The organism is Citrobacter sp. 172116965, from assembly GCF_013458095.1.
Lineage (GTDB): Bacteria > Pseudomonadota > Gammaproteobacteria > Enterobacterales > Enterobacteriaceae > Citrobacter > Citrobacter braakii.
This window is the reverse complement of record NZ_CP046673.1, coordinates 3,415,679-3,436,491: the sequence shown is the minus strand read 5'-3', so window position 1 is coordinate 3,436,491 and position 20,813 is coordinate 3,415,679. Positions and strand designations below refer to the sequence as shown.

Genomic DNA, 20,813 nt, shown 5'->3' with positions numbered 1-20,813 from the left:
GATTAGCTCTCCTGTGGAATGACGATATGGTCGATAACGGCGGCGGGGGTCACAATCTGGTCAGGCTGCAGCTCCCCTGTTTCAACTATTTCGTCCGGTTCGACCAGCGTGATATCAGCGGCGAGGGCAATCAGAGGGTTAAAGTTACGGGCGCTGAGCTGGTAGGTGAGGTTGCCAAGCATGTCAGAGCGGTGGGCGCGAATAAGCGCTAAATCGGCGCGTAATGGGCGTTCAAGCAGCCAGGTTTTACCCTCAAGCGTCATGGTTTGCTTGCCTTCTTCCACGATGGTGCCAACGCCAGTGGGGGTCAGAAAGCCGCCAAGACCCGCGCCGCCGCAGCGAATCTGCTCGATCAGGGTACCTTGCGGAACCAGCTGTACATCCATCTCGCCGGCAATCATGCGACGACCGGTTTCCGGGTTTGTACCAATGTGCGAGGCAATCACTTTGCTCACCCGCCCATTGACGATCAGGGGGCCGATACCGGTATCGACAAAGGCGGTATCGTTAGCAATCAGCGTCAGATCTCTGACGCCGGATTCCAGCAGGGCTTCAACCAGACGAGGTGGTGTGCCAACGCCCATAAAACCACCGACCATGATGGTCATGCCGTCACGAAAGAAGCCCGCAGCGTCTTGTAAGGTAATCAGTTTTGTTTTCATTATGTTTCCCTTTTTGCATACTCCATTTTGGGTACGCTCAGGGAATTGCAAGCAGGGTGCCAGAATGACTAAAGAAACGTATTAATGTTTAGTTTATTGAATTTATTGGTTTATTTTTGTGGTCTTGGTGAAAGGAGACCACGAGGGGTTATGCAGAATTTTGCGCAGTGTGCAAAATTCTGCATAGCAAACTTGCGTATCAGGAACCCGATGGGTCGATGCCGTACTCTTGTAATTTATACATTAAAGCGCGACGGCTAATTCCCAGCATCAGCGCCGTGCGGGTGCGATTGCCGTCCTGATTGTCGAGGACTTCGAGGATAATTCGTTTTTCCTCACGTTTAATCTCTTCTTTCAGATTGCGTTCCCCGGAGTAAGTCGGTTTTGTTTCTGTTGTGGCGCTAACCGGGTTGCGCAACGGGTCGGGGAGATCGTCGGCAAAGATCACCGCACCGGTATTCATAACGACTGCACGTTCGATGACGTTTGACAGTTCGCGAATGTTACCGGGCCAGGGCCAGGCGGTGAGGATCGACATCGCCGTCGGGTCGATTTCGATAATATCCCGCTGATTTTCAGAGCTGAATTTTTGTAAAAAGTGGTTTGCTAATAAGGCAATATCTTCACGACGCTCGCGTAATGGCGGCAAAGTCAGATGGATAACGTTGAGACGGTAAAACAGGTCTTCTCGAAACGTTCCTTCCTTCACCATCGTTTGCAGACAGCGGTTGGTGGCGGCGACGATTCGAATGTCAACGCGAATGGTCTGGTGCCCGCCGATGCGTTCAAACTCCCTCTCCTGCAAAATGCGCAGCAGCTTGGCCTGCAGCACCAGCGGCATCTCGCCAATTTCATCAAGCAATAAAGTTCCCTGATGAGCGCGTTCGAACAATCCCTGGCGTAATGTCTGTGCCCCGGTAAACGCGCCTTTTTCGTGACCAAATAGCTCGCTTTCCAACAACGACTCCGGCAGGGCCGCGCAGTTAATTTTGATAAAAGGGCCATTGGCGCGTTTGCTGTTGTAATGAATGGCGCGGGCGATCAGCTCCTTTCCTGTGCCGCTTTCACCGCTAATCAACACGTTTGCCTGGGAGAGAGCGATTTTCGCCGTGTCTTTACAGATATCCATCATACGCGGGCTGGTGGTCAGAATGTGTCCCCACTGCCAGCTGGTGGTCAACGCTTTATGCAGATTGCGGATTTCCTGTTTCATCTCCTGCAGTTGCAATGCGCGTTGAATCACCATGCTTAGCTCGTCGAGATCAAAGGGCTTAATCACGTAGTCGAATGCGCCGCTACGTAAAGCTTCTACTGCGGTTTCTACTTCAGCGTAAGCGGTCATCAGAATGACGGGGATCCGTGGTTGCTGCGTGCGCATAACTTTCAGCGCGTCGATACCGTCCATCTCCGGCATGCGAATGTCCATCAGCACCACGTCTGGCTGCGTTTCGCTAAACAGGCTCAGCGCGGCTTTCCCGTCGCTGGCGCAATGTGTCTCATGCCCTTGCAGGGAAAATGCGGTGGCAAGCATACGGCGAACATTTTCTTCATCATCAACGATGAGAATACGATAGGTCGTTTTCATTCTGACGGATTTCCCTGCGGGTTAAGAGGTAAAATCAGAGTGAATATCGCCCCGCAGCCAGGCTGGCTGGTTACGTGGATATCCCCCTGATGCGCGTTGATGATGCGCTGGCTCAGCGCCAGTCCAAGACCGGTGCCTGATGCTTTTGTCGTAAAAAAGGGATCGAATATTTTCTTCTGTATGGCGAGATCGATACCGTTGCCATTATCTTCAATCATCACGGCCTGTTGCGAGGCCGAGTATTGCCAGGTACGGATGCGAATTTCGCCTCGCGCAGCGATCGCCTGTACCGCATTGATTAAAATATTGAGGATCACCTGTTTGATGAGTTCGCGATCGGCGACGATCGGCGGCAGGCTGGGATCTAATTCCGTTGTAAAGGCGATCCGTGCCTGCAGGCCAGCGGTTTGCACCAGGATTAGCGTCTCTTCAATGAGCGCATTGAGCCGAATCTGTTGCCACTGGCTTTGTCGTGGGCGAGAGAAATCTAACAGTTGTTGAATAACTTTATTGATGGAATCAATTTCATTCAGCACAACAGATAAATATTCCTGATGTTCCGGCTGCGAGGTTTGCTGGCGGATGATCTGGACGTACCCACGAATTGCGGTCAGCGGGTTTCGCACTTCATGCGCGACGCCGGCCATCAGCTCACCCAGGGTGGCAAGCCTTTCGGTTTGCGCCAGTCGACGCTGGGTCTCTTTACGGGCGGTTAAATCGGAGAAAATAACCAGCGCGCCAATCAGCTCGCCGTGTGCGTTATGGATCCGACTGGTGGTTACACTGATCTCAATGGTGCGTTCACGTCCTGGAAAGCTAATTTCCTGGGCCACATGTTCAGTACCGTGCTCAAGGGTGTCCAGTACCGGGCTATAAAACTGCGTATTGGCAAAGAGCGTCGCATAGGGCTGTCCGACCAGCTCATGCAGCGTGTAGCCCGTTATCTGTTCTGCCGCCGGGTTCATGGTGGTAACGTCGCCTTGCCTGTCGATGGCGATCACGCCATCTGCGGCATTTTCAATGATCAGATCGTTAAGGGTTTTGGTTTCCCGTAGCGTTTGTGCCAGCGCATTGACGCTACGGCTGATTTGTCCCAACTCGCCGGGGAGTTCAGGCAGTCGGGTAGGGGTTTTTTGTGCCAGCGTGGAAAGCCCATCGGTGATGATGTCGATATTCGCACTGAGTCGACGTGAGAAGTGCACGATGAGCAGCAGGCTACAGATGAGCCCGGCAACCAGTACGGCAATAATCCTGACATCCATTCTCCAGGCCTGCTGGCGGATATCTTCGGTGAGCTCATTGGCCCAGATATACCCAATAACCTCTCCCTGGCGCGCTATTGGGATCATCGAGTTGAGTATGTCGCCGCGAACCTGTCGCCCGGAATAGACCACAGGCGCGTTGCTACTCATCACTTCGCGCCCGGGATGATCCTCGGTGATGGTGATACCTACGTTGCCTTGGTAAAGCGCGGAGGGAGCGTAGGTGATAATGGCATCCAGCGCTTTGTGATAATACCCGGCGCCAATGCCGGGAAACGCTTGCGTAATGCGCTCGGTGATGGGGGCCAACTCTTGATTAAGCGCGCGAATGCGTGCTTCACGCGGCAAATTTGGGTAGTGACTAAAGCGGTCGCCCAGCGCATCGTTTAGCAGGGTTATCACCGATGACAGTTTTTTCTCTTTTTCAGATAAGACTGCTGAACGGCCTTCAGTTTCTACGATATAACCTATAGATATCGTCGGAATGATGACCATCAGGATGGCCATCATGATCATTTGGTTGCGTAATCGTCGTGGGTATAACCGACGAGCCAGCCATCTCAGGTCGCGCATTCTGACATCCGTGCAGTGTTTTTCAGGCAAACGACGATTATCACGGGTTAAGACAATGGTTTCAGAGCGGTGTATCATATTCCCGTAAAGAGAGGGCATTGCGACGCCGGACATTTACCGCTACCTTAACCACACTCTATTAATGCCCTGAGGCGGAGCTTCGCCCCTTTGAAATACCTTGCTTCCGTTCATTCAACGCTAAAAGTCTCACGCTATCTGTTCAGGGCGTTGGCGCTCCTGATCTGGGGGCTAATCGCATTTGCCTCCGTTTTCTACATCGTGAATGCGCTGCACCAGAGAGAGTCCGAGATTCACCAGGAGCTTAACCTCAGTTCCGATCAGGCCCAACGTTACATTCAGCGCACCTCTGATGTGATTAAAGAGCTGAAATATATCGCGGAGAATCGCTTAACGGCGGAAAACGGCGTGATGTCGTTGCGCGCGCGGGATGATAAAACCGCCGTGCCAAACTTCGAGCCGCTGTTTGCCGACTCCGACTGCTCGGTGATGGGCAACGCCTGGCGAGGTTCGCTGGAATCGCTGGCGTGGTTTATGCGCTACTGGCGGGATAACTTTTCCGCGGCCTATGATTTGAATCGTGTGTTCCTGATCGGCAGCGACAACCTTTGCATGGCCAATTTCGGACTGCGTGATATGCCTGTCGAACGTGACGGGGCGTTGAAGGCGCTGCATGAGCGCATTATTAAGTATCGCAATGCACCGCAGGACGAAAACGGTAATAACCTGTTCTGGATTAGCCAGGGGCCGCGGCCGGGGATAGGCTATTTCTATGCGCTGACGCCGGTTTATCTCGCTAATCGCCTGCAGGCGCTGTTGGGTGTGGAACAGCCTATCCGCATGGAGAACTTTTTCACGCCGGGCAGTTTGCCGATGGGTGTGACCATCCTTGATGAAAATGGTCATGCGCTGATTTCGCTCACCGGCCCCGAGGGGAATATTAAGGCTGAACCTCGCTGGATGCAGGAGCGCTCCTGGTTTGGCTATACGTCGGGTTTTCACGAACTGGTGCTGAAGAAAAACCTGCCCCCGTCATCGCTAAGCATTGTTTATTCAGTACCGGTCGACCTGGTGCTGGAGCGGATCCGCATGATGATCCTGAACGCTATTCTGCTGAATGTGCTGGTTGGCGCGGCGTTATTTATGCTCACGCGCATGTATGAGCGGCGCATTTTTATTCCTGCGGAAAGCGATGCCCAGCGTCTGGAAGAGCACGAGCAGTTTAACCGTAAAATCGTGGCTTCCGCGCCGGTTGGGATTTGTATTCTGCGTACGATAGATGGCATTAACATCCTGAGTAATGAGCTGGCGCATACCTATCTCAACATGCTGACGCATGAAGACCGGCAACGGTTAACGCAAATTATCTGCGGCCAGCAGGTCAATTTTGTTGATGTGCTGACCAGCAACAATACCAATCTGCAAATCAGCTTTGTGCACTCGCGCTATCGTAATGAAAACGTGGCAATTTGCGTGCTGGTTGACATCAGCGCGCGCGTTAAAATGGAAGAGTCGTTGCAGGAGATGGCGCAGGCGGCGGAGCAGGCGAGCCAGTCCAAATCGATGTTCCTTGCGACGGTAAGCCACGAGCTGCGTACGCCGCTGTATGGCATTATCGGTAACCTTGATTTGTTGCAAACCAAAGAGTTACCCAACGGAGTGGATCGCCTGGTGACGGCGATGAACAACTCTTCCAGCCTGCTGTTGAAAATTATCAGCGATATTCTCGATTTCTCGAAAATTGAATCTGAACAGCTGAAGATTGAACCGCGCGAGTTTTCACCGCGTGAAGTAATGAATCATATTACGGCTAACTATCTGCCGCTGGTGGTTCGCAAACAGCTGGGGTTGTACTGCTTTATCGACCCGAATGTACCGGTGGCGCTCAATGGTGATCCGATGCGTTTGCAGCAGGTGATTTCCAATCTACTGAGTAATGCTATCAAGTTTACCGATACCGGCTGCATTGTGCTGCACGTGCAGTGCAACGAAGACTATCTCAGTATTCGCGTGCGTGATACCGGGGTTGGGATCCCTGCCAAAGAGGTCGTCCGCTTGTTCGATCCTTTCTTCCAGGTGGGAACCGGCGTACAGCGTAATTTCCAGGGAACCGGGCTTGGTTTGGCTATCTGTGAAAAACTGATCAGCATGATGGATGGGGATATTTCCGTCGATTCTGAACCGGGAATGGGTAGCCAGTTTATGCTGCGTATTCCGCTTTATGGCGCGCAGTACCCGCTGAAAAAAGGTATCGAAGGGCTTGTCGGTAAACGTTGCTGGCTGGCGGTGCGTAACGCGTCGCTGTACCAGTTTATTGAATCCAGTCTGGCGCGTAACGGGATGACGGTGCAGTGCTATGAGGGACAGCAACCGGATGCAGATGACCTGCTGATTGCCGACGATGTGCTGGACCAGGCGTGGCAGGGACGCGCCGCGGTTATTTTCTGCCGTCGTCATATCGGTATTCCGCTGGAAAGGGTGCCCGGGGAGTGGGTGCACAGCGTGGCATCGCCTCACGAACTGCCCGCGCTGTTGGCGCATATCTACAGCCTTGAGCTGAGCAGTGAAGAGCTTTCAACGGCGTTGCCAGCCCCGGATAAAGTTGCTGCAACTAACGATGACATGATGATTCTGGTGGTCGACGATCATCCTATCAACAGGCGTTTACTGGCCGATCAGTTGGGATCGTTGGGATATCAGTGTAAAACCGCGAATGACGGCGTGGACGCACTCAATGTACTGAGTAAAAACCATATCGACATCGTGCTGAGCGACGTTAACATGCCGAACATGGATGGTTATCGCCTGACCCAGCGTATTCGCCAGTTAGGATTAACCCTGCCGGTTGTCGGCGTGACGGCCAACGCGCTGGCTGAAGAGAAGCAGCGTTGTCTGGAGTCAGGTATGGATAGCTGTCTGTCTAAGCCGGTGACGTTAGATGTATTGAAGCAAACGCTGACGGTCTATGCGGAAAGAGTGAGAAAGGCGCGGGAATAAAAGAGGCCGGATGGGGCGTTTGCCTTATCCGGCCTACGGAACACGCACAACATCGTGTCATTCGTAGGCCTGATAAACGCCGTGCCATCAGGCACGTCGATGTTAAAAGAATTACTCTTTGTCTGATGGACTCAGCGTGACGGAAGAAAGGTAATTCAACAGGGCGATATCGTTTTCCACACCGAGTTTCATCATTGCCGACTTTTTCTGGCTGCTGATGGTTTTAATACTGCGGTTGAGTTTTTTCGCGATTTCAGTAACCAGGAAACCTTCGGCAAACAGGCGTAGAACTTCGCTCTCTTTCGGTGACAGACGTTTGTCGCCGTAGCCGCTGGCGCTGATTTTTTCCAGCAGACGAGAAACGCTTTCCGGGGTGAATTTCTTACCCTTCTGCAGCGCGGCAAGCGCTTTCGGCAGATCTGTTGGCGCGCCTTGCTTCAGGACAATTCCTTCAATATCGAGATCCAGCACCGCGCTCAGGATTGCCGGGTTGTTGTTCATGGTGAGAACAATAATCGACAGGCTCGGGAAATGGCGCTTGATATACTTAATTAACGTGATCCCGTCACCGTATTTATCTCCCGGCATGGAGAGGTCGGTAATCAACACATGAGCATCTAACTTAGGCAAATTGTTGATCAGTGCAGTGGAGTCTTCAAATTCGCCGACAACGTTTACCCACTCGATTTGCTCAAGTGATTTACGAATACCGAACAGTACAATCGGGTGGTCATCGGCAATAATTACGTTCATAGTGTTCATGTATTGGGCTACCTTGCTACAGCAAGCTCTTGACGTAATCGTCAATGTCGCTGATGTATTTTTCTATACCTGGAGCATCTTTCTCTTGAATAAGATGTTCCAGCGCTTCACATAACTGCTTGCCGGGTACCAGATTAAGCATGGCAAACACGCCTTTCAGGCGATGGGCCGTTTGGGCTAACGCAGCGAAATCGCTGGTTGCTGCCTCAGTATACAACCTCTTAACATCATCCGGTACTGTGTCTACAAAGAGTGCATAGTAACCACTGGCATGAAGTTCGGCGTTTTCATCTCCGCCGAGGGGGAGTTCCTGGATCTCTTCTTGTGCCAGCTGCTCTTCTATCAGCTCGAGGACAGCTTCCTGCATAGCATTGCTCATATTAAAGTTGACGCGCAGCTGACCAGGGCCAATTTTCCGCACGCCAGACTCATCATCGCTTAAAAGAAGGCCTGAGGCAGTAAGATTAGACGGATTATCTGTTAAAAAGAGATCATATTCTTGACTATTCAACCGCTCATCAGGCGTGATGCAGGTTGCTCCCCAGTTCTCCAGTTGGCGTAATACGATGCTGCGTACGTCATTAGAGGTGACATCAACCATTATGCAGACGTCATCTAACAAACGCTCTTCACTTTCAGCATGTTGATCGTGCAGCGGCATTTTAACATGGACTATATAACGTGTTCCAAGTTCTTCCCGCGCTTTAATGTTCAGGTGCCCACCTAGCTTGCGGGCGAGCTGATCGCATAACCAGAACGTCAGCGGGTTGGCCTTGCTATACCGATCGCCCTGGGTGTCATTGATGAACGGGAAGTGCAGGTTATCAACTTCATTCAACGTGACACCTTGCCCGGTATCCAGAATGCGGAAGGTCAGGCGTTCAGTCTCCGATTCATCCTGGTCGACTTCCAGCGTGATTTTGCCAATTTGCGTGGTGGTTACCGCATATTGGATCAGCAACAGCAAAATACGGCGCAGGGCATCGCGGTCGCCGCGGCGTTCATCATGGGCGCTAAGGTGATTTTTAATCAGTAGCTGCAGCCCTTTACGTTTAATGGCTGGCAGAACCTCCGGAACCACGTCATCAATTAACGACTGCACGGAAAACAGCGTCGATTCACTTTTCCAGGCGTCGCTTTCCAGCAGGTTGGCCAACTGGATTTCATCTACCATACGCACCAGAACGTCTGCCTGATTGGCCAGTTTCTGGCTGTCCGGGCTATTTAGTGCGGCAGCATTAGCGGCAAGTGTTTTCGCCGGGTCTTTCAGTGCGCTGCCGATGTTCTGCATAAAGGCCGCCCGGGCCTGCTGGTTTTTCTCATACAGTCGCTGCGCTTGCTTCAGCTTCTTATTAACCAGCACTTCGCGGTCCTGGTCACGAATAATAAAGATCTGCGTTCTCGATGAGATCTGGCTGCGGAACAGCCGGATCTCATACAGCTCATTATTGATGGTGGCCTGAATCACCCCCTGATGCTGCTCCGCCATACTGGTAATGTTTTGCAAATTTAAATGCGGTAACAGGTGGTCGGCAATTTTATTGCTGATAACCGTGCGGTTTGCTTCTTGATCGTGCACCAGCAAGCCCAGAGGCAGCAGAGACACAATCTCTTCATTGATGGCGCGCAGAACACGCAGTTCATTATTTGCCGCAAGGTTTGGTACCACTTCGGTGGAACGGGCAGGGAGGTGGCGAAAGGTGGTATAGCCAAACAGCGCCAGGGCCAACAAAGCAATGTTGAGTAACAGCGGCAGCAGAATGCTTTGCAAGGTGTCGAGCAGCAATGAGCCAAACGGAACCTGCCACACCAGCCGCATATCCGTTGAGTTTAGCGCCGAAGAGATCTCAATTTTACTGTTGTTGAAATTAATGCTGACGCTGTCAGGCGACTCTTTTTCATTCAGATGCTCGGTTGTTGACGTGGCATCTGGAACCAGATGGAAGCTGTCCAGCGGCATGCCGGGTGGGATCAAGTCATTAATCGGCAGGTCAAAGGCGACAACGGTTGCCAGATGTCCAGGCTGATTAAAGGTCGTGCGTAGCGTGAAGTAATGCCCGTTCTGCCACGCCAGACGGCGCAGTGAAGAGAAGCTTTCACGTTCATCCAGTGCATTGGCCTGTTGTAACATTTCCGCGCGCCGTGAATCGACAATATTACCAATCGTCGACTCTTTAAAACCGGAAGTCAGATCTTTTAGCGGCAACGTTGAGATAAGGATCAGGCTATTGTCCTGACCATTCAGGTAATACATAGACCACGGAACATTTTCCGCGCCCCACAGCGTATCAAGATAGGTTGAGATGCGTTGGGTCATCTCCAGCGTAGAACTGTCATGGGAACCGAAAATCAGCGCCTCGGTCTTTCTGCGCGGTTTCTCAAGATAATAGACGTCTTGTTTCAGACGCGTTTCCTGCAGTCCTTCTGCACCAGGTGAACTGGCCGTGGCGGCAATATTGTCATAGATTTGCCAGGTCACGTATCGCCAGGTATCGACCCTTTTATGAATGGCATGGGTGATATCGACAATCTGATAGCTCTTATCCTTTAACCAGGTGTTGACGGCGCTCTGGACCATAACGCCCATCATCACCAACAGCACAACGATCAGTAATAAGAAGAAACGGGTAATACTTCCCGGTAGCAGGGAGAATCGGGTAGAAGCCGTTGTGTCAGACTGACTCATTCGTGTTTATGACCTGTTAAACGACGCGAAAGATGATGGGGCAGTATAAAGGGTAATATATGAATTGCCACACTTACACCACGCCGGATGGCCCGCATTTTTTACGCTCCATTCTGTTGCAGCCATCACAATGCAAAGGTGTACAGTGGATAAAGGCGGGTACAAATATTTGTACGGAATGTATACATTTAGCATTAAATAACAAGAAATTATTAATCAGATTTATATCTGAATACGACGCAATGAGATAGTTAATAGTTGTTATAGTTTTGCATCGGTAGCACAGAACGGTAAGTTTTGTGTAAAGAAGGGTAAAAAAAACCGAACGCGAAGCATTCGGTTGAAATAGGGGTAAACAGACATTCATGAATGAATGACGGTAATAAATAAAGTTAATGATGATAGCGGGTCTATTTTAGTTGCGAGTGAAGATTTTGTTTTGTCATTCAGTGCTATAACTATTTTCAATGTAACTTATTGATTTTAAATTTAATTAAAACAGTTCTTGATTATTTGTGCTTATTTTGCCTGTTTTTTGATTTTAAAAAAGTTCCCTCTTATTAATATTTTGAAACATCTATGTCGATAAATGAAACACCTTAAAAGTTTTAGTATCATATTCGTGTTGGATTATTCTGTGTTTTTGCGGAGAATGAAGTTGCCGACTGGGGTGATGCTGCCAACTTACTGATTTAGTGTATGATGGTGTTTTTGAGGTGCTCCAGTGGCTTCTGTTTCTATCAGCTGTCCCTCCTGTTCAGCTACTGACGGGGTGGTGCGTAACGGCAAAAGCACCGCCGGACATCAGCGCTATCTCTGCTCTCACTGCCGTAAAACATGGCAACTGCAGTTCACTTACACCGCTTCTCAACCCGGTACGCACCAGAAAATCATTGATATGGCCATGAATGGCGTTGGATGCCGGGCAACCGCCCGCATTATGGGCGTTGGCCTCAACACGATTTTCCGCCATTTAAAAAACTCAGGCCGCAGTCGGTAACCTCGCGCATACAGCCGGGCAGTGACGTCATCGTCTGCGCGGAAATGGACGAACAGTGGGGATACGTCGGGGCTAAATCGCGCCAGCGCTGGCTGTTTTACGCGTATGACAGGCTCCGGAAGACGGTTGTTGCGCACGTATTCGGTGAACGCACTATGGCGACGCTGGGGCGTCTTATGAGCCTGCTGTCACCCTTTGACGTGGTGATATGGATGACGGATGGCTGGCCGCTGTATGAATCCCGCCTGAAGGGAAAGCTGCACGTAATCAGCAAGCGATATACGCAGCGAATTGAGCGGCATAACCTGAATCTGAGGCAGCACCTGGCACGGCTGGGACGGAAGTCGCTGTCGTTCTCAAAATCGGTGGAGCTGCATGACAAAGTCATCGGGCATTATCTGAACATAAAACACTATCAATAAGTTGGAGTCATTACCGCCGACTGGTTAATGACCTTAATCAGTATGCAGTGGCATAAAAAAGCAATAAAGGCATATAACAGAGGGTTAATAACATGAAAGTTAAAGTACTGTCCCTCCTGGTACCAGCACTGCTGGTAGCAGGCGCAGCAAATGCGGCTGAAATTTATAACAAAGACGGCAACAAATTAGACCTGTACGGCAAAGTCGACGGTCTGCACTATTTCTCCGATAACAAAGGTGATGATGGTGATAAGACTTACATGCGTATCGGCTTCAAAGGCGAAACCCAGGTTAACGACCAACTGACCGGTTACGGCCAGTGGGAATACCAGATTCAAGGCAACCAGAGTGAATCCAGCAACGACGCCTGGACGCGTGTGGCATTCGCAGGCCTGAAATTCGCTGATGCAGGTTCTTTCGACTACGGTCGTAACTACGGTGTAACTTATGATGTAACGTCCTGGACCGACGTCCTGCCAGAATTCGGCGGTGACACCTACGGTGCGGACAACTTCATGCAGCAGCGTGGTAACGGTTATGCGACCTACCGTAATACAGATTTCTTTGGCCTGGTTGATGGTCTGAACTTTGCCCTGCAGTACCAGGGTAAAAACGGCAGCGTAAGTGGTGAAAACGAAGGTGGTCGTAGCCTGCTGACCCAGAATGGCGATGGTTACGGCGGCTCTCTGACTTACGATCTCGGCTCTGGCTTTGGTATCGGTGGTGCGATCACTACCTCTAAACGTACCGCTGATCAGAATGCTCTTGGCGTGTACGGTAACGGTGACCGTGCAACGGTTTATACCGGTGGTCTGAAATACGACGCTAACAACGTTTACCTGGCTGCACAGTACTCCCAGTCCTATAACGCAACCCGTTTCGGTACCTCTAACGGTAGCAACCGGACTGCTGCATATGGCTTCGCAGATAAAGCACAGAACTTTGAAGTTGTGGCACAGTACCAGTTCGATTTCGGTCTGCGTCCTTCCGTGGCTTACCTGCAGTCAAAAGGCAAAGACATCAGCAATGGCTTCACCAACTACGGTGACCAGGATATCGTGAAATATGTTGATGTTGGCGCGACTTACTACTTCAACAAAAACATGTCTACCTATGTTGATTACAAAATCAACCTGCTGGATGACAATGCGTTTACCCAGGCAGCAGGTATTGCTACCGATGATATCGTAGCGCTGGGTCTGGTTTACCAGTTCTAATCTGCGCTCATGTCGTTAAAAGGCCCTGCGGGGCCTTTTTTAATGCCGTTTTTTCGTCGTACAAACAACGATTTTTGGTGTACTCTTGCGCCCGTTCGCATGAGGATAATTACGTATGGAAGTGAATTTCTATCGCGCAGCACTACTGGCTGTGACGATCTTTTTTGTCGGGTGCGATGAAGCCCCGAAACCTGCCCAGACCACACAACCTGCCACCGTTCTGGAAGGTAAAACCATGGGCACTTTCTGGCGGGTCAGTGCGGTGGGCGTAGATGCCAAACGCGCCGGGGAACTGCAGGCGAAGATCCAGGCTCAGTTGGATGCCGACGATCAGCTTCTCTCTACCTATAAAAATGATTCTGCGTTAATGCGCTTTAACCTGTCGAAAAGCCTGTCGCCATGGCCGGTTAATGATGCTATGGCCGATATCGTGACTTCGGCGTTACGCATTGGCGCAAAAACCGGTGGGGCCATGGATATTACCGTGGGTCCGTTGGTCAATCTGTGGGGCTTTGGCCCGGATCAGCAACCGGTGCATATTCCCACTCAGGCGCAAATTGACGCCGCAAAAGCGCAAACCGGGCTTTCACATCTGAAGGTTGTTAATGAGGCGCATCGGAACTACCTGCAAAAAGATTTGCCCGAGCTGTACGTGGATCTCTCGACCGTTGGCGAAGGTTATGCCGCCGATCATCTGGCACGATTAATGGAGCAGGAAGGGATCGCCCGTTATCTGGTTTCCGTTGGTGGTGCATTGAACAGCCGCGGAATGAATGCAGATGGGCTTTCGTGGCGAGTCGCGATTCAGAAACCGACCGATCGCGAAAACGCGGTGCAGGCGATTGTCGACATTAACGGGCATGGCATTAGCACCTCCGGCAGCTACCGTAACTATTATGAGCTGGATGGTAAGCGCCTTTCCCATGTTATTGATCCGCAAACCGGTCGTCCGATTGAACACAACCTGGTATCTGTAACGGTAATCGCACCAACGGCGCTGGAGGCTGACGGTTGGGATACCGGTTTGATGGTTCTCGGTCCGGAAAAGGCCAAAGAGGTGGTGCGTCGTGAAGGACTCGCGGTCTATATGATTATAAAAGAGGGCGAGGGGTTTAAAACCTGGATGTCGCCGCAGTTTAAAAGCTTCCTGCTCAGCGAAAAAAATTAAAAAGCAAGATTGCGGGTTTTTGTATCCGGCTATGGGGACACACTGAGGCTAAGCGCTATGCTTAACAAAGGAGTCCATAATGAAAAATCGTTTACACATAACTGATGATGACCGCTGGCAGTCCGTTGTGGATCGTGACGCCGACGCTGACGGTCAGTTTGTTTTCGCCGTGCAGACCACCGGCATTTTCTGCCGTCCGTCCTGTCGGGCGAAACATGCGCTGCGCAAAAATGTCAGTTTCTTTGCCGATGCCCGGCAGGCGCTGGCCGCCGGTTTTCGTCCCTGTAAACGTTGTCAGCCGGATAAAGACAGCGCCCACCAGCATCGGCTGGAGAAAATAGCCCACGCCTGCCAGTTACTGGAGCAGGAATCTCCCCTCACGTTGGACGAGCTGGCGCAGCAGGTGGCGATGAGCCCGTATCACTTACATCGCCTGTTCAAAGCCACAACGGGCATGACCCCCAAAGCGTGGCAGCAGTCCTGGCGCGCCCGTCGTCTGCGCGATGCGCTGGCGAAAGGCGTTCCGGTAACGCAGGCAATTCTCAACGCCGGATTTCCCGACAGCAGCAGCTACTACCGAAAAGCGGATCAGACGTTAGGCATGACCGCAAAGCAATTTCGTAAAGGTGGCGACAACGTTTCTGTACGCTATACCCTGGCAGATTGCACTCTGGGTCGCTGTCTGGTGGCGGAAAGCGAACGTGGTATCTGCGCGATCTTACTAGGTGATGATGACGCTACGTTGGTTGCGGATCTGCATGAGCTGTTTCCCGCCGCTCAGGATGTGCCAGCAGATGCCGATTTTCAGCAGCGCGTGCGCGAAGTGATCGCCGCAATCAATGCGCGTGACGCGCCGTTATCGCTGCCGCTGGATATCCGGGGAACCGCATTTCAGCAGCAGGTGTGGCAGGCGTTGCGCGCAATTCCGTGCGGCGAAACGATGAGCTACCAGCAACTGGCCAGCGCCATCGGCAAACCGAAGGCGGTGCGTGCAGTGGCCAGCGCCTGTGGGGCGAATAAACTGGCAATCGTCATCCCGTGTCACCGGGTGATCCGCGGCGATGGCGCGCTTTCGGGCTACCGGTGGGGCATTGCGCGCAAAGCACAGTTACTGCAACGTGAAACGACTGGCGAGGAAACATAATGCTCGATCTCTTTGCGGATGCGAAACCCTGGCAGGAGCCGCTGGCGTCAGGCGCGGTTATTCTGCGACGCTTCGCTTTTGACTGCGCACCGTCTCTGCTGCAGGCGATAGCCGCTATCGCCAGACAGTCGCCGTTTCGCCAGATGGTGACGCCCGGCGGCTACACGATGTCGGTGGCAATGACCAACTGCGGTCGTCTGGGTTGGACGACGGATCAACATGGTTACCTTTATTCTCCTTTTGATCCGCTAACCGGCGCGCACTGGCCGCCGCTGCCGGATGCATTCGCTGACCTGTGCCAACAGGCAGCGACGGCGGCGGGCTATGCTGATTTTCAACCCGATGCCTGTCTGATTAACCGCTACACGCCAGGGGCAAAACTGTCCTTACATCAGGATAAAGACGAACCCGACCTGCGGGCGCCGATTGTCTCGGTGTCGCTAGGATTGCCGGCCATCTTTCAATTTGGCGGCTTGCGCCGTAATGACCCCTTAAAGCGTTTGCTGCTGGAACATGGCGATGTGGTGGTGTGGGGCGGTAATTCGCGGCTGTTTTATCATGGGATCCAGCCGCTTAAGACGGGGTATCATCCGTTGACCGGAGACTGTCGCTACAATCTGACGTTTCGTCAGGCGGGTAAAAAAGAATAAAAATAAGAATTATTTTTGCTGTCAGCGAAGAGATGTTTAAACTGCGGGCTGTTATTACTTGTCCGGGTTGTTCGCATGGAACTTTTACTTCTTGTCTGGCGGCAGTATCGCTGGCCATTTATCAGCGTCATGGCGCTCAGCCTCGCCAGCGCTGCGTTGGGGATTGGGCTGATTGCGTTTATCAACCAGCGTCTGATTGAAACGGTCGACACCACGCTGATGGTGCTGCCGGAGTTTCTTGGCCTGCTGCTGCTATTGATGGTTGTCACTCTCGGCTCTCAGCTGGCGTTGACCACGCTCGGCCACCACTTTGTCTACCGTCTGCGTAGCGAATTTATCAAACGTATTCTGGATACCCACGTCGAGCGTATTGAACAGCTTGGCAGCGCCTCGTTGCTGGCCGGTTTAACCAGCGATATTCGCAACATCACCATCGCCTTTGTTCGTCTGCCTGAGCTGGTGCAGGGGATTATCCTGACCATCGGGTCGGCGGCGTATCTGGCGATGCTGTCGACCAAAATGCTGCTGGTGACGGCAATCTGGATGGCAATCACCATCTGGGGGGGATTTGTACTGGTGGCGCGGGTGTATAAGCACATGGCTACCCTGCGCGAAACAGAAGACAAGTTGTACAACGATTATCAGACGGTTCTGGAAGGGCGCAAAGAGCTGACGCTCAACCGCGAGCGCGCCGAGCATATCTTTAATCAGATGTACGTCCCGGATGCCAAAGAGTACCGTCACCATATTATTCGCGCCGATACCTTCCACCTGAGCGCGGTCAACTGGTCAAACATTATGATGCTGGGCGCCATTGGCCTGGTGTTCTGGATGGCGAATAGTCTGGGCTGGGCGGATACCGCCGTGGCGGCGACTTACTCACTGACGCTGTTATTCCTGCGTACGCCGCTGCTCTCTGCCGTTGGCGCGCTACCGACCCTGCTCACTGCGCAGGTGGCTTTCAACAAGCTGAATAAATTCGCACTGGCACCTTTTAAGGCCGAATTCCCGCGCCCAACCGCCTTTCCAAACTGGCAAACGCTGGAACTGCGTAACGTGGTTTTCCACTATCAGGATAATGCCTTTTCCGTAGGGCCGGTCAATCTGACGATTCATCGCGGTGAACTGATCTTCCTGATTGGCGGCAACGGCAGCGGGAAATCTACGCTGGCGATGTTACTGACCGGGCTATACCAGCCGCAGTCAGGTGAAATTTTGCTTGATGGTAAGGCCGTGGCCGTTGAAAAGCCGGAGGATTATCGCAAGCTGTTTTCCGCCGTGTTTACCGACGTCTGGCTGTTCGACAAACTGCTGGGGCCGGAAGGTAAAGAAGCCAATCCGCAGTTGGTAGCGAAGTGGCTGGAACATCTGAAGATGGGTCACAAGCTGGAGATGAACGATGGCCGCATCCTCAATCTGAAGCTGTCGAAAGGGCAGAAGAAACGCGTGGCGCTGCTGCTGGCTCTGGCGGAGGAGCGCGACATCATTCTGCTGGATGAATGGGCTGCCGATCAGGATCCCCATTTCCGTCGTGAGTTCTATCAGGTCCTGTTACCGCTGATGCAAGAAATGGGTAAAACTATCTTCGCCATTAGCCATGACGATCACTATTTTATTCACGCCGATCGTCTGCTGGAAATGCGTAACGGACAGTTGAGTGAACTGCTGGGCGATGAGCGTGATGCCGCCTCGCGTGACGCGGTGGCCCGCACCGCATGATCCCACATGCCGCCGGTTTTTTATCCACCCCGCGGCACTGTTTATTGTTATTTACATAAATTGGCATCATGATTAATGATATTTCATATCATGGATTTATGATTAATGCCTGTAACAAACAAAAACAGCGCCAGACTGCGTGATGAAGAGCGTGCGCGTCTTATCTGGCTGCTGACCACTGATAAAGCCGTTGTTTCAACGCTATTGGGCAAGCTTACCCTGGCTGAGCAATATGACGTCGGCACGTTAGCCGACGATATTGCTGAGGTAGGGGCGCTGGTTGCCCACCTGCCGCCGCCCGATCTGGCGGATACCCTCGAAGCATTACCTTCTGAAGAGCGTCACGCCCTGTGGCGGCTGGTCGAAAGTGAAAAACGCGGTAACGTCCTGCTTGAGGCGTCAGAAAACGTCTGGGACGACCTGATCGATGAGATGAGCGACCGTGAGCTGCTGGATGCGTTGCAATACCTTGATATCGACGAACAGATTTATCTGGTTCAGCACCTCCCTCGTAACCTCACGGGTCGACTGCTGGCGACGTTACCGGCCGAGGAGCGGGCGCGCGTCCGCCAGGTGCTGCACTACGAGAAGAATCGCGTCGGTGCGATTATGGAGTTCGAAGTTATCACCGTGCGTCCGGACGTGACGCTGGAAGTGGTGCAACGCTACCTGCGGCGGCTGGGTAAAATGCCGGAGAACACCGATAAACTCTTCGTGACCGACCGCAATAAAGTGCTGGTCGGGGAACTGACGCTCACCTGTATTCTGCTCAATGATGTGCAGCGAAAAGTCAGCGAGGTGATGGAAGATGATCCGCTCACCTTTTCTCCGGAAGATATCGCCGAACACGCCGCGCGAACCTTTGAACGTGACGACCTGGTCAGTGCCGCGGTCGTTGACTCTTCAGGTAAACTGATGGGCCGTTTAACCATCGATGAGATCGTCGATGTGGTCTATGAAGAAACCGATACCGATCTGCGTCGAATGGGCGGCTTAAGTGCCGGAGAGGATGTGTTTGCCCCCGTCACGAAAGCGGTTAAAACCCGCTGGGCGTGGTTGGCCGTTAACCTTTGTACCGCCTTTATCGCTTCGCGAGTGATCGACGGCTTTGAACATACAATTTCGCAACTGGTCGCGCTGGCCTCGCTGATGCCGATTGTGGCGGGGATCGGCGGCAACACTGGGAATCAAACCATCACCATGATTGTTCGCGCGCTGGCGCTACAAAATATTCAGCCGGGAAACCTGACGTTTTTGATCCTGCGCGAAATGGGCGTGGCGTTGATTAATGGCCTCGTGTGGGGCGGAATTATGGGCGGCATTACCTGGTGGCTGTACGATGACATGGCGCTCGGCGGCGTGATGACCCTGGCGATGATGCTCAATTTGCTGATGGCGGCGTTGATGGGCGTTATTATTCCGATGACGATGGTGAAGCTCGGGCGCGACCCGGCGGTCGGCTCGAGCGTCATGATTACGGCAATCACCGATACCGGTGGTTTCTTTATTTTTCTCGGTCTGGCAACGCTGTTTCTGATGTAGCCGCACGTTTGCCTCTGACGATACGCGGCAAAATGAGCATCGTCATCACCCCGGCAACCACGCCAAGCGCCAGGTTGCCGGTTGACACCGTCGCCGCGACGGTCATCAGCATCACCAGCGTTTCAGTAACGGGGAGTTGCCGCAGCGTAGCGGGCTGGATGCTGTGCCAACTGAAGGTTTTCACCGCCACAATCACCATAATTCCCGCCAGCACCGACATGGGGATTTTCGCCATTACTTCGCTTAACGCAGTGACCAGCAACAACAGCACCAGCCCGGCGGCGACCGTCGAGACGCGGCTGCGTCCTTTGCCCATCTCGACGTTAACGATGGTTTGACCAATCATCGCACACCCGGCGATGCCGCCATAAAAACCGGCCAGAATATTGGCTATCCCCAGCCCGGCGCTCTCGCGATTCTTATTCGACGGCGTAACAGTCAGGTCATCCACCAGACGGGCGGTTAACAGCGACTCCATTAATCCGACAAAAGCGATGCTCAGCGCGCAGGGCCAGATAATCGCCAGCGTTTGCAGGTTGAGTGGTACCAATAACTGCGTGAATCCCGGCAGGCCGCCGCGCATTGAACCTTCGTCACCGACGGTCGGTAATAGTTGTCCGCTGGTGACAGTGAACACCGTCAGCAGCACGATGGCGATAAGCGGCGCGGGGATCGCTTTAATAAAACGCGGAACCCACAGCACAATCAACAGGGTCAGGACAAACAGCCCCCAGATTAGCGGGCTTTTACCCCAGAAATGCGGGACCTGGGCAAAGAAAATCAAAATACCCAGCGCGTTCACAAAACCGGTCATGACGGCTGTAGGAATGAATCGCATCAGACGCGCCATCCCCAATACGCCAAACAGGATCTGAATAATCCCGGCCAGCACCACCGCAGGCAGGATGTACTGGACGCCGTGTTGATGCACCATCGGGCCAATCACCAGCGCGACCGATCCTGCCGCTGCGGTAACCATTGCCGGACGGCCACCTAAAAATGACATTGCCAGGCACAGTACGACTGAGGCTATCAGGCTGACTTTAGGATCGACGCCGGCGATAACGGAAAAAGAGATCACTTCCGGGATCAGCGCCAGGGCGGTTACCACACCGGCCAGCGTTTCGCGAACCAGTAAATGGGGTTGGCGCAGCACTGCGCGGGTCGCGTGCTCCGCTACTGCGACAGAGGAGGGTTGAGTTGCAGACATCGTTACTCTTAGGTCAAAAATGGCCCGGTACAGCAGACCGACAGGCATCCGTGCGGTGAATAGCAAAGCGCAGCATAGTACCTGTCTGACGGATCGGTTTCCAGAAATGATTGTCAATAACCGTATAAACTATCAACGTATTAATAACATTTTTAAAAATTAAATATAATTTATAAACAATATTTAAATATTTTTA

Annotated in this window: 14 protein-coding genes; 8 read left to right on the top strand and 6 right to left on the bottom strand. The window is 52.4% G+C overall.

Translation table 11 applies throughout. The features are described 5' to 3' along the window. Positions 1-2 precede the first annotated feature (2 nt). From atoD to atoS, 3 genes are all read right to left on the bottom strand, one after another. Positions 3-662, bottom strand: coding sequence for an acetate CoA-transferase subunit alpha (gene atoD / locus GPJ68_RS16765; RefSeq protein ID WP_019077263.1), 660 nt, complete (start codon positions 660-662; stop codon positions 3-5). 199 nt (positions 663-861) lie between these two features. After that, positions 862-2,247: an acetoacetate metabolism transcriptional regulator AtoC gene (gene atoC, locus GPJ68_RS16760; protein ID WP_019077262.1), complete on the bottom strand. Its 1,386-nt coding sequence runs from the start codon at positions 2,245-2,247 to the stop codon at positions 862-864. Next, positions 2,244-4,082, bottom strand: coding sequence for a two-component system sensor histidine kinase AtoS (gene atoS / locus GPJ68_RS16755; RefSeq protein WP_104651230.1), 1,839 nt, complete (start codon positions 4,080-4,082; stop codon positions 2,244-2,246). Before atoS ends, atoC begins: the two co-directional genes overlap by 4 nt. A 168-nt stretch (positions 4,083-4,250) precedes the next feature. Between atoS and rcsC the strand changes: the two genes are divergently transcribed. Then, positions 4,251-7,097, top strand: a complete 2,847-nt coding sequence (gene rcsC / locus GPJ68_RS16750; RefSeq protein ID WP_016157017.1) for a two-component system sensor histidine kinase RcsC — start codon at positions 4,251-4,253, stop codon at positions 7,095-7,097. A gap of 111 nt (positions 7,098-7,208) precedes the next feature. Here rcsC and rcsB read toward each other — a convergent pair whose 3' ends face one another. Both rcsB and rcsD read right to left on the bottom strand, forming a co-directional pair. Next, on the bottom strand, positions 7,209-7,859 hold the full coding sequence (gene rcsB, locus GPJ68_RS16745; protein ID WP_003027592.1) for a response regulator transcription factor RcsB: 651 nt from the start codon (positions 7,857-7,859) through the stop codon (positions 7,209-7,211). A 16-nt stretch (positions 7,860-7,875) separates the two neighbouring features. Beyond that, positions 7,876-10,545: a phosphotransferase RcsD gene (gene rcsD / locus GPJ68_RS16740; RefSeq protein ID WP_049040855.1), complete on the bottom strand. Its 2,670-nt coding sequence runs from the start codon at positions 10,543-10,545 to the stop codon at positions 7,876-7,878. Positions 10,546-11,269: 724 nt separating this feature from the next. Between rcsD and GPJ68_RS16735 the strand changes: the two genes are divergently transcribed. From GPJ68_RS16735 to mgtE, 7 genes are all read left to right on the top strand, one after another. Beyond that, a protein-coding gene (locus GPJ68_RS16735) for an IS1-like element IS1B family transposase (protein ID WP_095033700.1) occupies positions 11,270-11,967 on the top strand; the annotation gives its coding sequence in 2 pieces (ribosomal slippage) (positions 11,270-11,519 and positions 11,519-11,967; 699 coding nt in all). Between the two features lie 92 nt (positions 11,968-12,059). Beyond that, positions 12,060-13,184 (top strand): porin OmpC, encoded by a 1,125-nt coding sequence (locus GPJ68_RS16730; RefSeq protein WP_016157015.1) that lies wholly within the window; start codon positions 12,060-12,062, stop codon positions 13,182-13,184. Between the two features lie 115 nt (positions 13,185-13,299). After that, positions 13,300-14,352, top strand: coding sequence for an FAD:protein FMN transferase ApbE (gene apbE / locus GPJ68_RS16725; protein ID WP_016153786.1), 1,053 nt, complete (start codon positions 13,300-13,302; stop codon positions 14,350-14,352). Positions 14,353-14,431: 79 nt separating this feature from the next. Continuing rightward, positions 14,432-15,496: a bifunctional DNA-binding transcriptional regulator/O6-methylguanine-DNA methyltransferase Ada gene (gene ada, locus GPJ68_RS16720; protein WP_049040858.1), complete on the top strand. Its 1,065-nt coding sequence runs from the start codon at positions 14,432-14,434 to the stop codon at positions 15,494-15,496. Continuing rightward, complete coding sequence (alkB, locus tag GPJ68_RS16715; RefSeq protein WP_137367500.1) at positions 15,496-16,146, top strand: DNA oxidative demethylase AlkB; 651 nt, start codon at positions 15,496-15,498, stop codon at positions 16,144-16,146. Before ada ends, alkB begins: the two co-directional genes overlap by 1 nt. 75 nt (positions 16,147-16,221) lie before the next feature. Then, positions 16,222-17,865 carry a multidrug ABC transporter permease/ATP-binding protein gene (locus tag GPJ68_RS16710; RefSeq protein WP_016157011.1) on the top strand — a complete coding sequence of 548 codons (1,644 nt, stop codon included), beginning with the start codon at positions 16,222-16,224 and terminating at the stop codon, positions 17,863-17,865. A gap of 105 nt (positions 17,866-17,970) precedes the next feature. Further along, entirely contained in the window at positions 17,971-19,407 is a 1,437-nt protein-coding gene (gene mgtE / locus GPJ68_RS16705; RefSeq protein WP_016153782.1) for a magnesium transporter, read from the top strand. Here the strand turns inward: mgtE and GPJ68_RS16700 are convergent. Next, positions 19,370-20,617 carry a SulP family inorganic anion transporter gene (locus GPJ68_RS16700; RefSeq protein WP_049040860.1) on the bottom strand — a complete coding sequence of 416 codons (1,248 nt, stop codon included), beginning with the start codon at positions 20,615-20,617 and terminating at the stop codon, positions 19,370-19,372. The two genes, mgtE and GPJ68_RS16700, sit on opposite strands and share 38 nt — an antisense overlap. Between the last annotated feature and the right edge of the window lie 196 nt (positions 20,618-20,813).

What these genes read in the sequence shown, in the direction of transcription:
- atoD (WP_019077263.1), bottom strand. Translation starts at nt 662, where the DNA reads ATGAAAACAAAACTGATTACCTTACAAGACGCTGCGGGCTTCTTTCGT.
- atoC (WP_019077262.1), bottom strand. Translation starts at nt 2,247, where the DNA reads ATGAAAACGACCTATCGTATTCTCATCGTTGATGATGAAGAAAATGTT.
- atoS (WP_104651230.1), bottom strand. Translation starts at nt 4,082, where the DNA reads ATGCGCGACCTGAGATGGCTGGCTCGTCGGTTATACCCACGACGATTA.
- rcsB (WP_003027592.1), bottom strand. Translation starts at nt 7,859, where the DNA reads ATGAACACTATGAACGTAATTATTGCCGATGACCACCCGATTGTACTG.
- rcsD (WP_049040855.1), bottom strand. Translation starts at nt 10,545, where the DNA reads ATGAGTCAGTCTGACACAACGGCTTCTACCCGATTCTCCCTGCTACCG.
- GPJ68_RS16730 (WP_016157015.1), top strand. Translation starts at nt 12,060, where the DNA reads ATGAAAGTTAAAGTACTGTCCCTCCTGGTACCAGCACTGCTGGTAGCA.
- apbE (WP_016153786.1), top strand. Translation starts at nt 13,300, where the DNA reads ATGGAAGTGAATTTCTATCGCGCAGCACTACTGGCTGTGACGATCTTT.
- ada (WP_049040858.1), top strand. Translation starts at nt 14,432, where the DNA reads ATGAAAAATCGTTTACACATAACTGATGATGACCGCTGGCAGTCCGTT.
- alkB (WP_137367500.1), top strand. Translation starts at nt 15,496, where the DNA reads ATGCTCGATCTCTTTGCGGATGCGAAACCCTGGCAGGAGCCGCTGGCG.
- GPJ68_RS16710 (WP_016157011.1), top strand. Translation starts at nt 16,222, where the DNA reads ATGGAACTTTTACTTCTTGTCTGGCGGCAGTATCGCTGGCCATTTATC.
- mgtE (WP_016153782.1), top strand. Translation starts at nt 17,971, where the DNA reads ATGCCTGTAACAAACAAAAACAGCGCCAGACTGCGTGATGAAGAGCGT.
- GPJ68_RS16700 (WP_049040860.1), bottom strand. Translation starts at nt 20,617, where the DNA reads ATGTCTGCAACTCAACCCTCCTCTGTCGCAGTAGCGGAGCACGCGACC.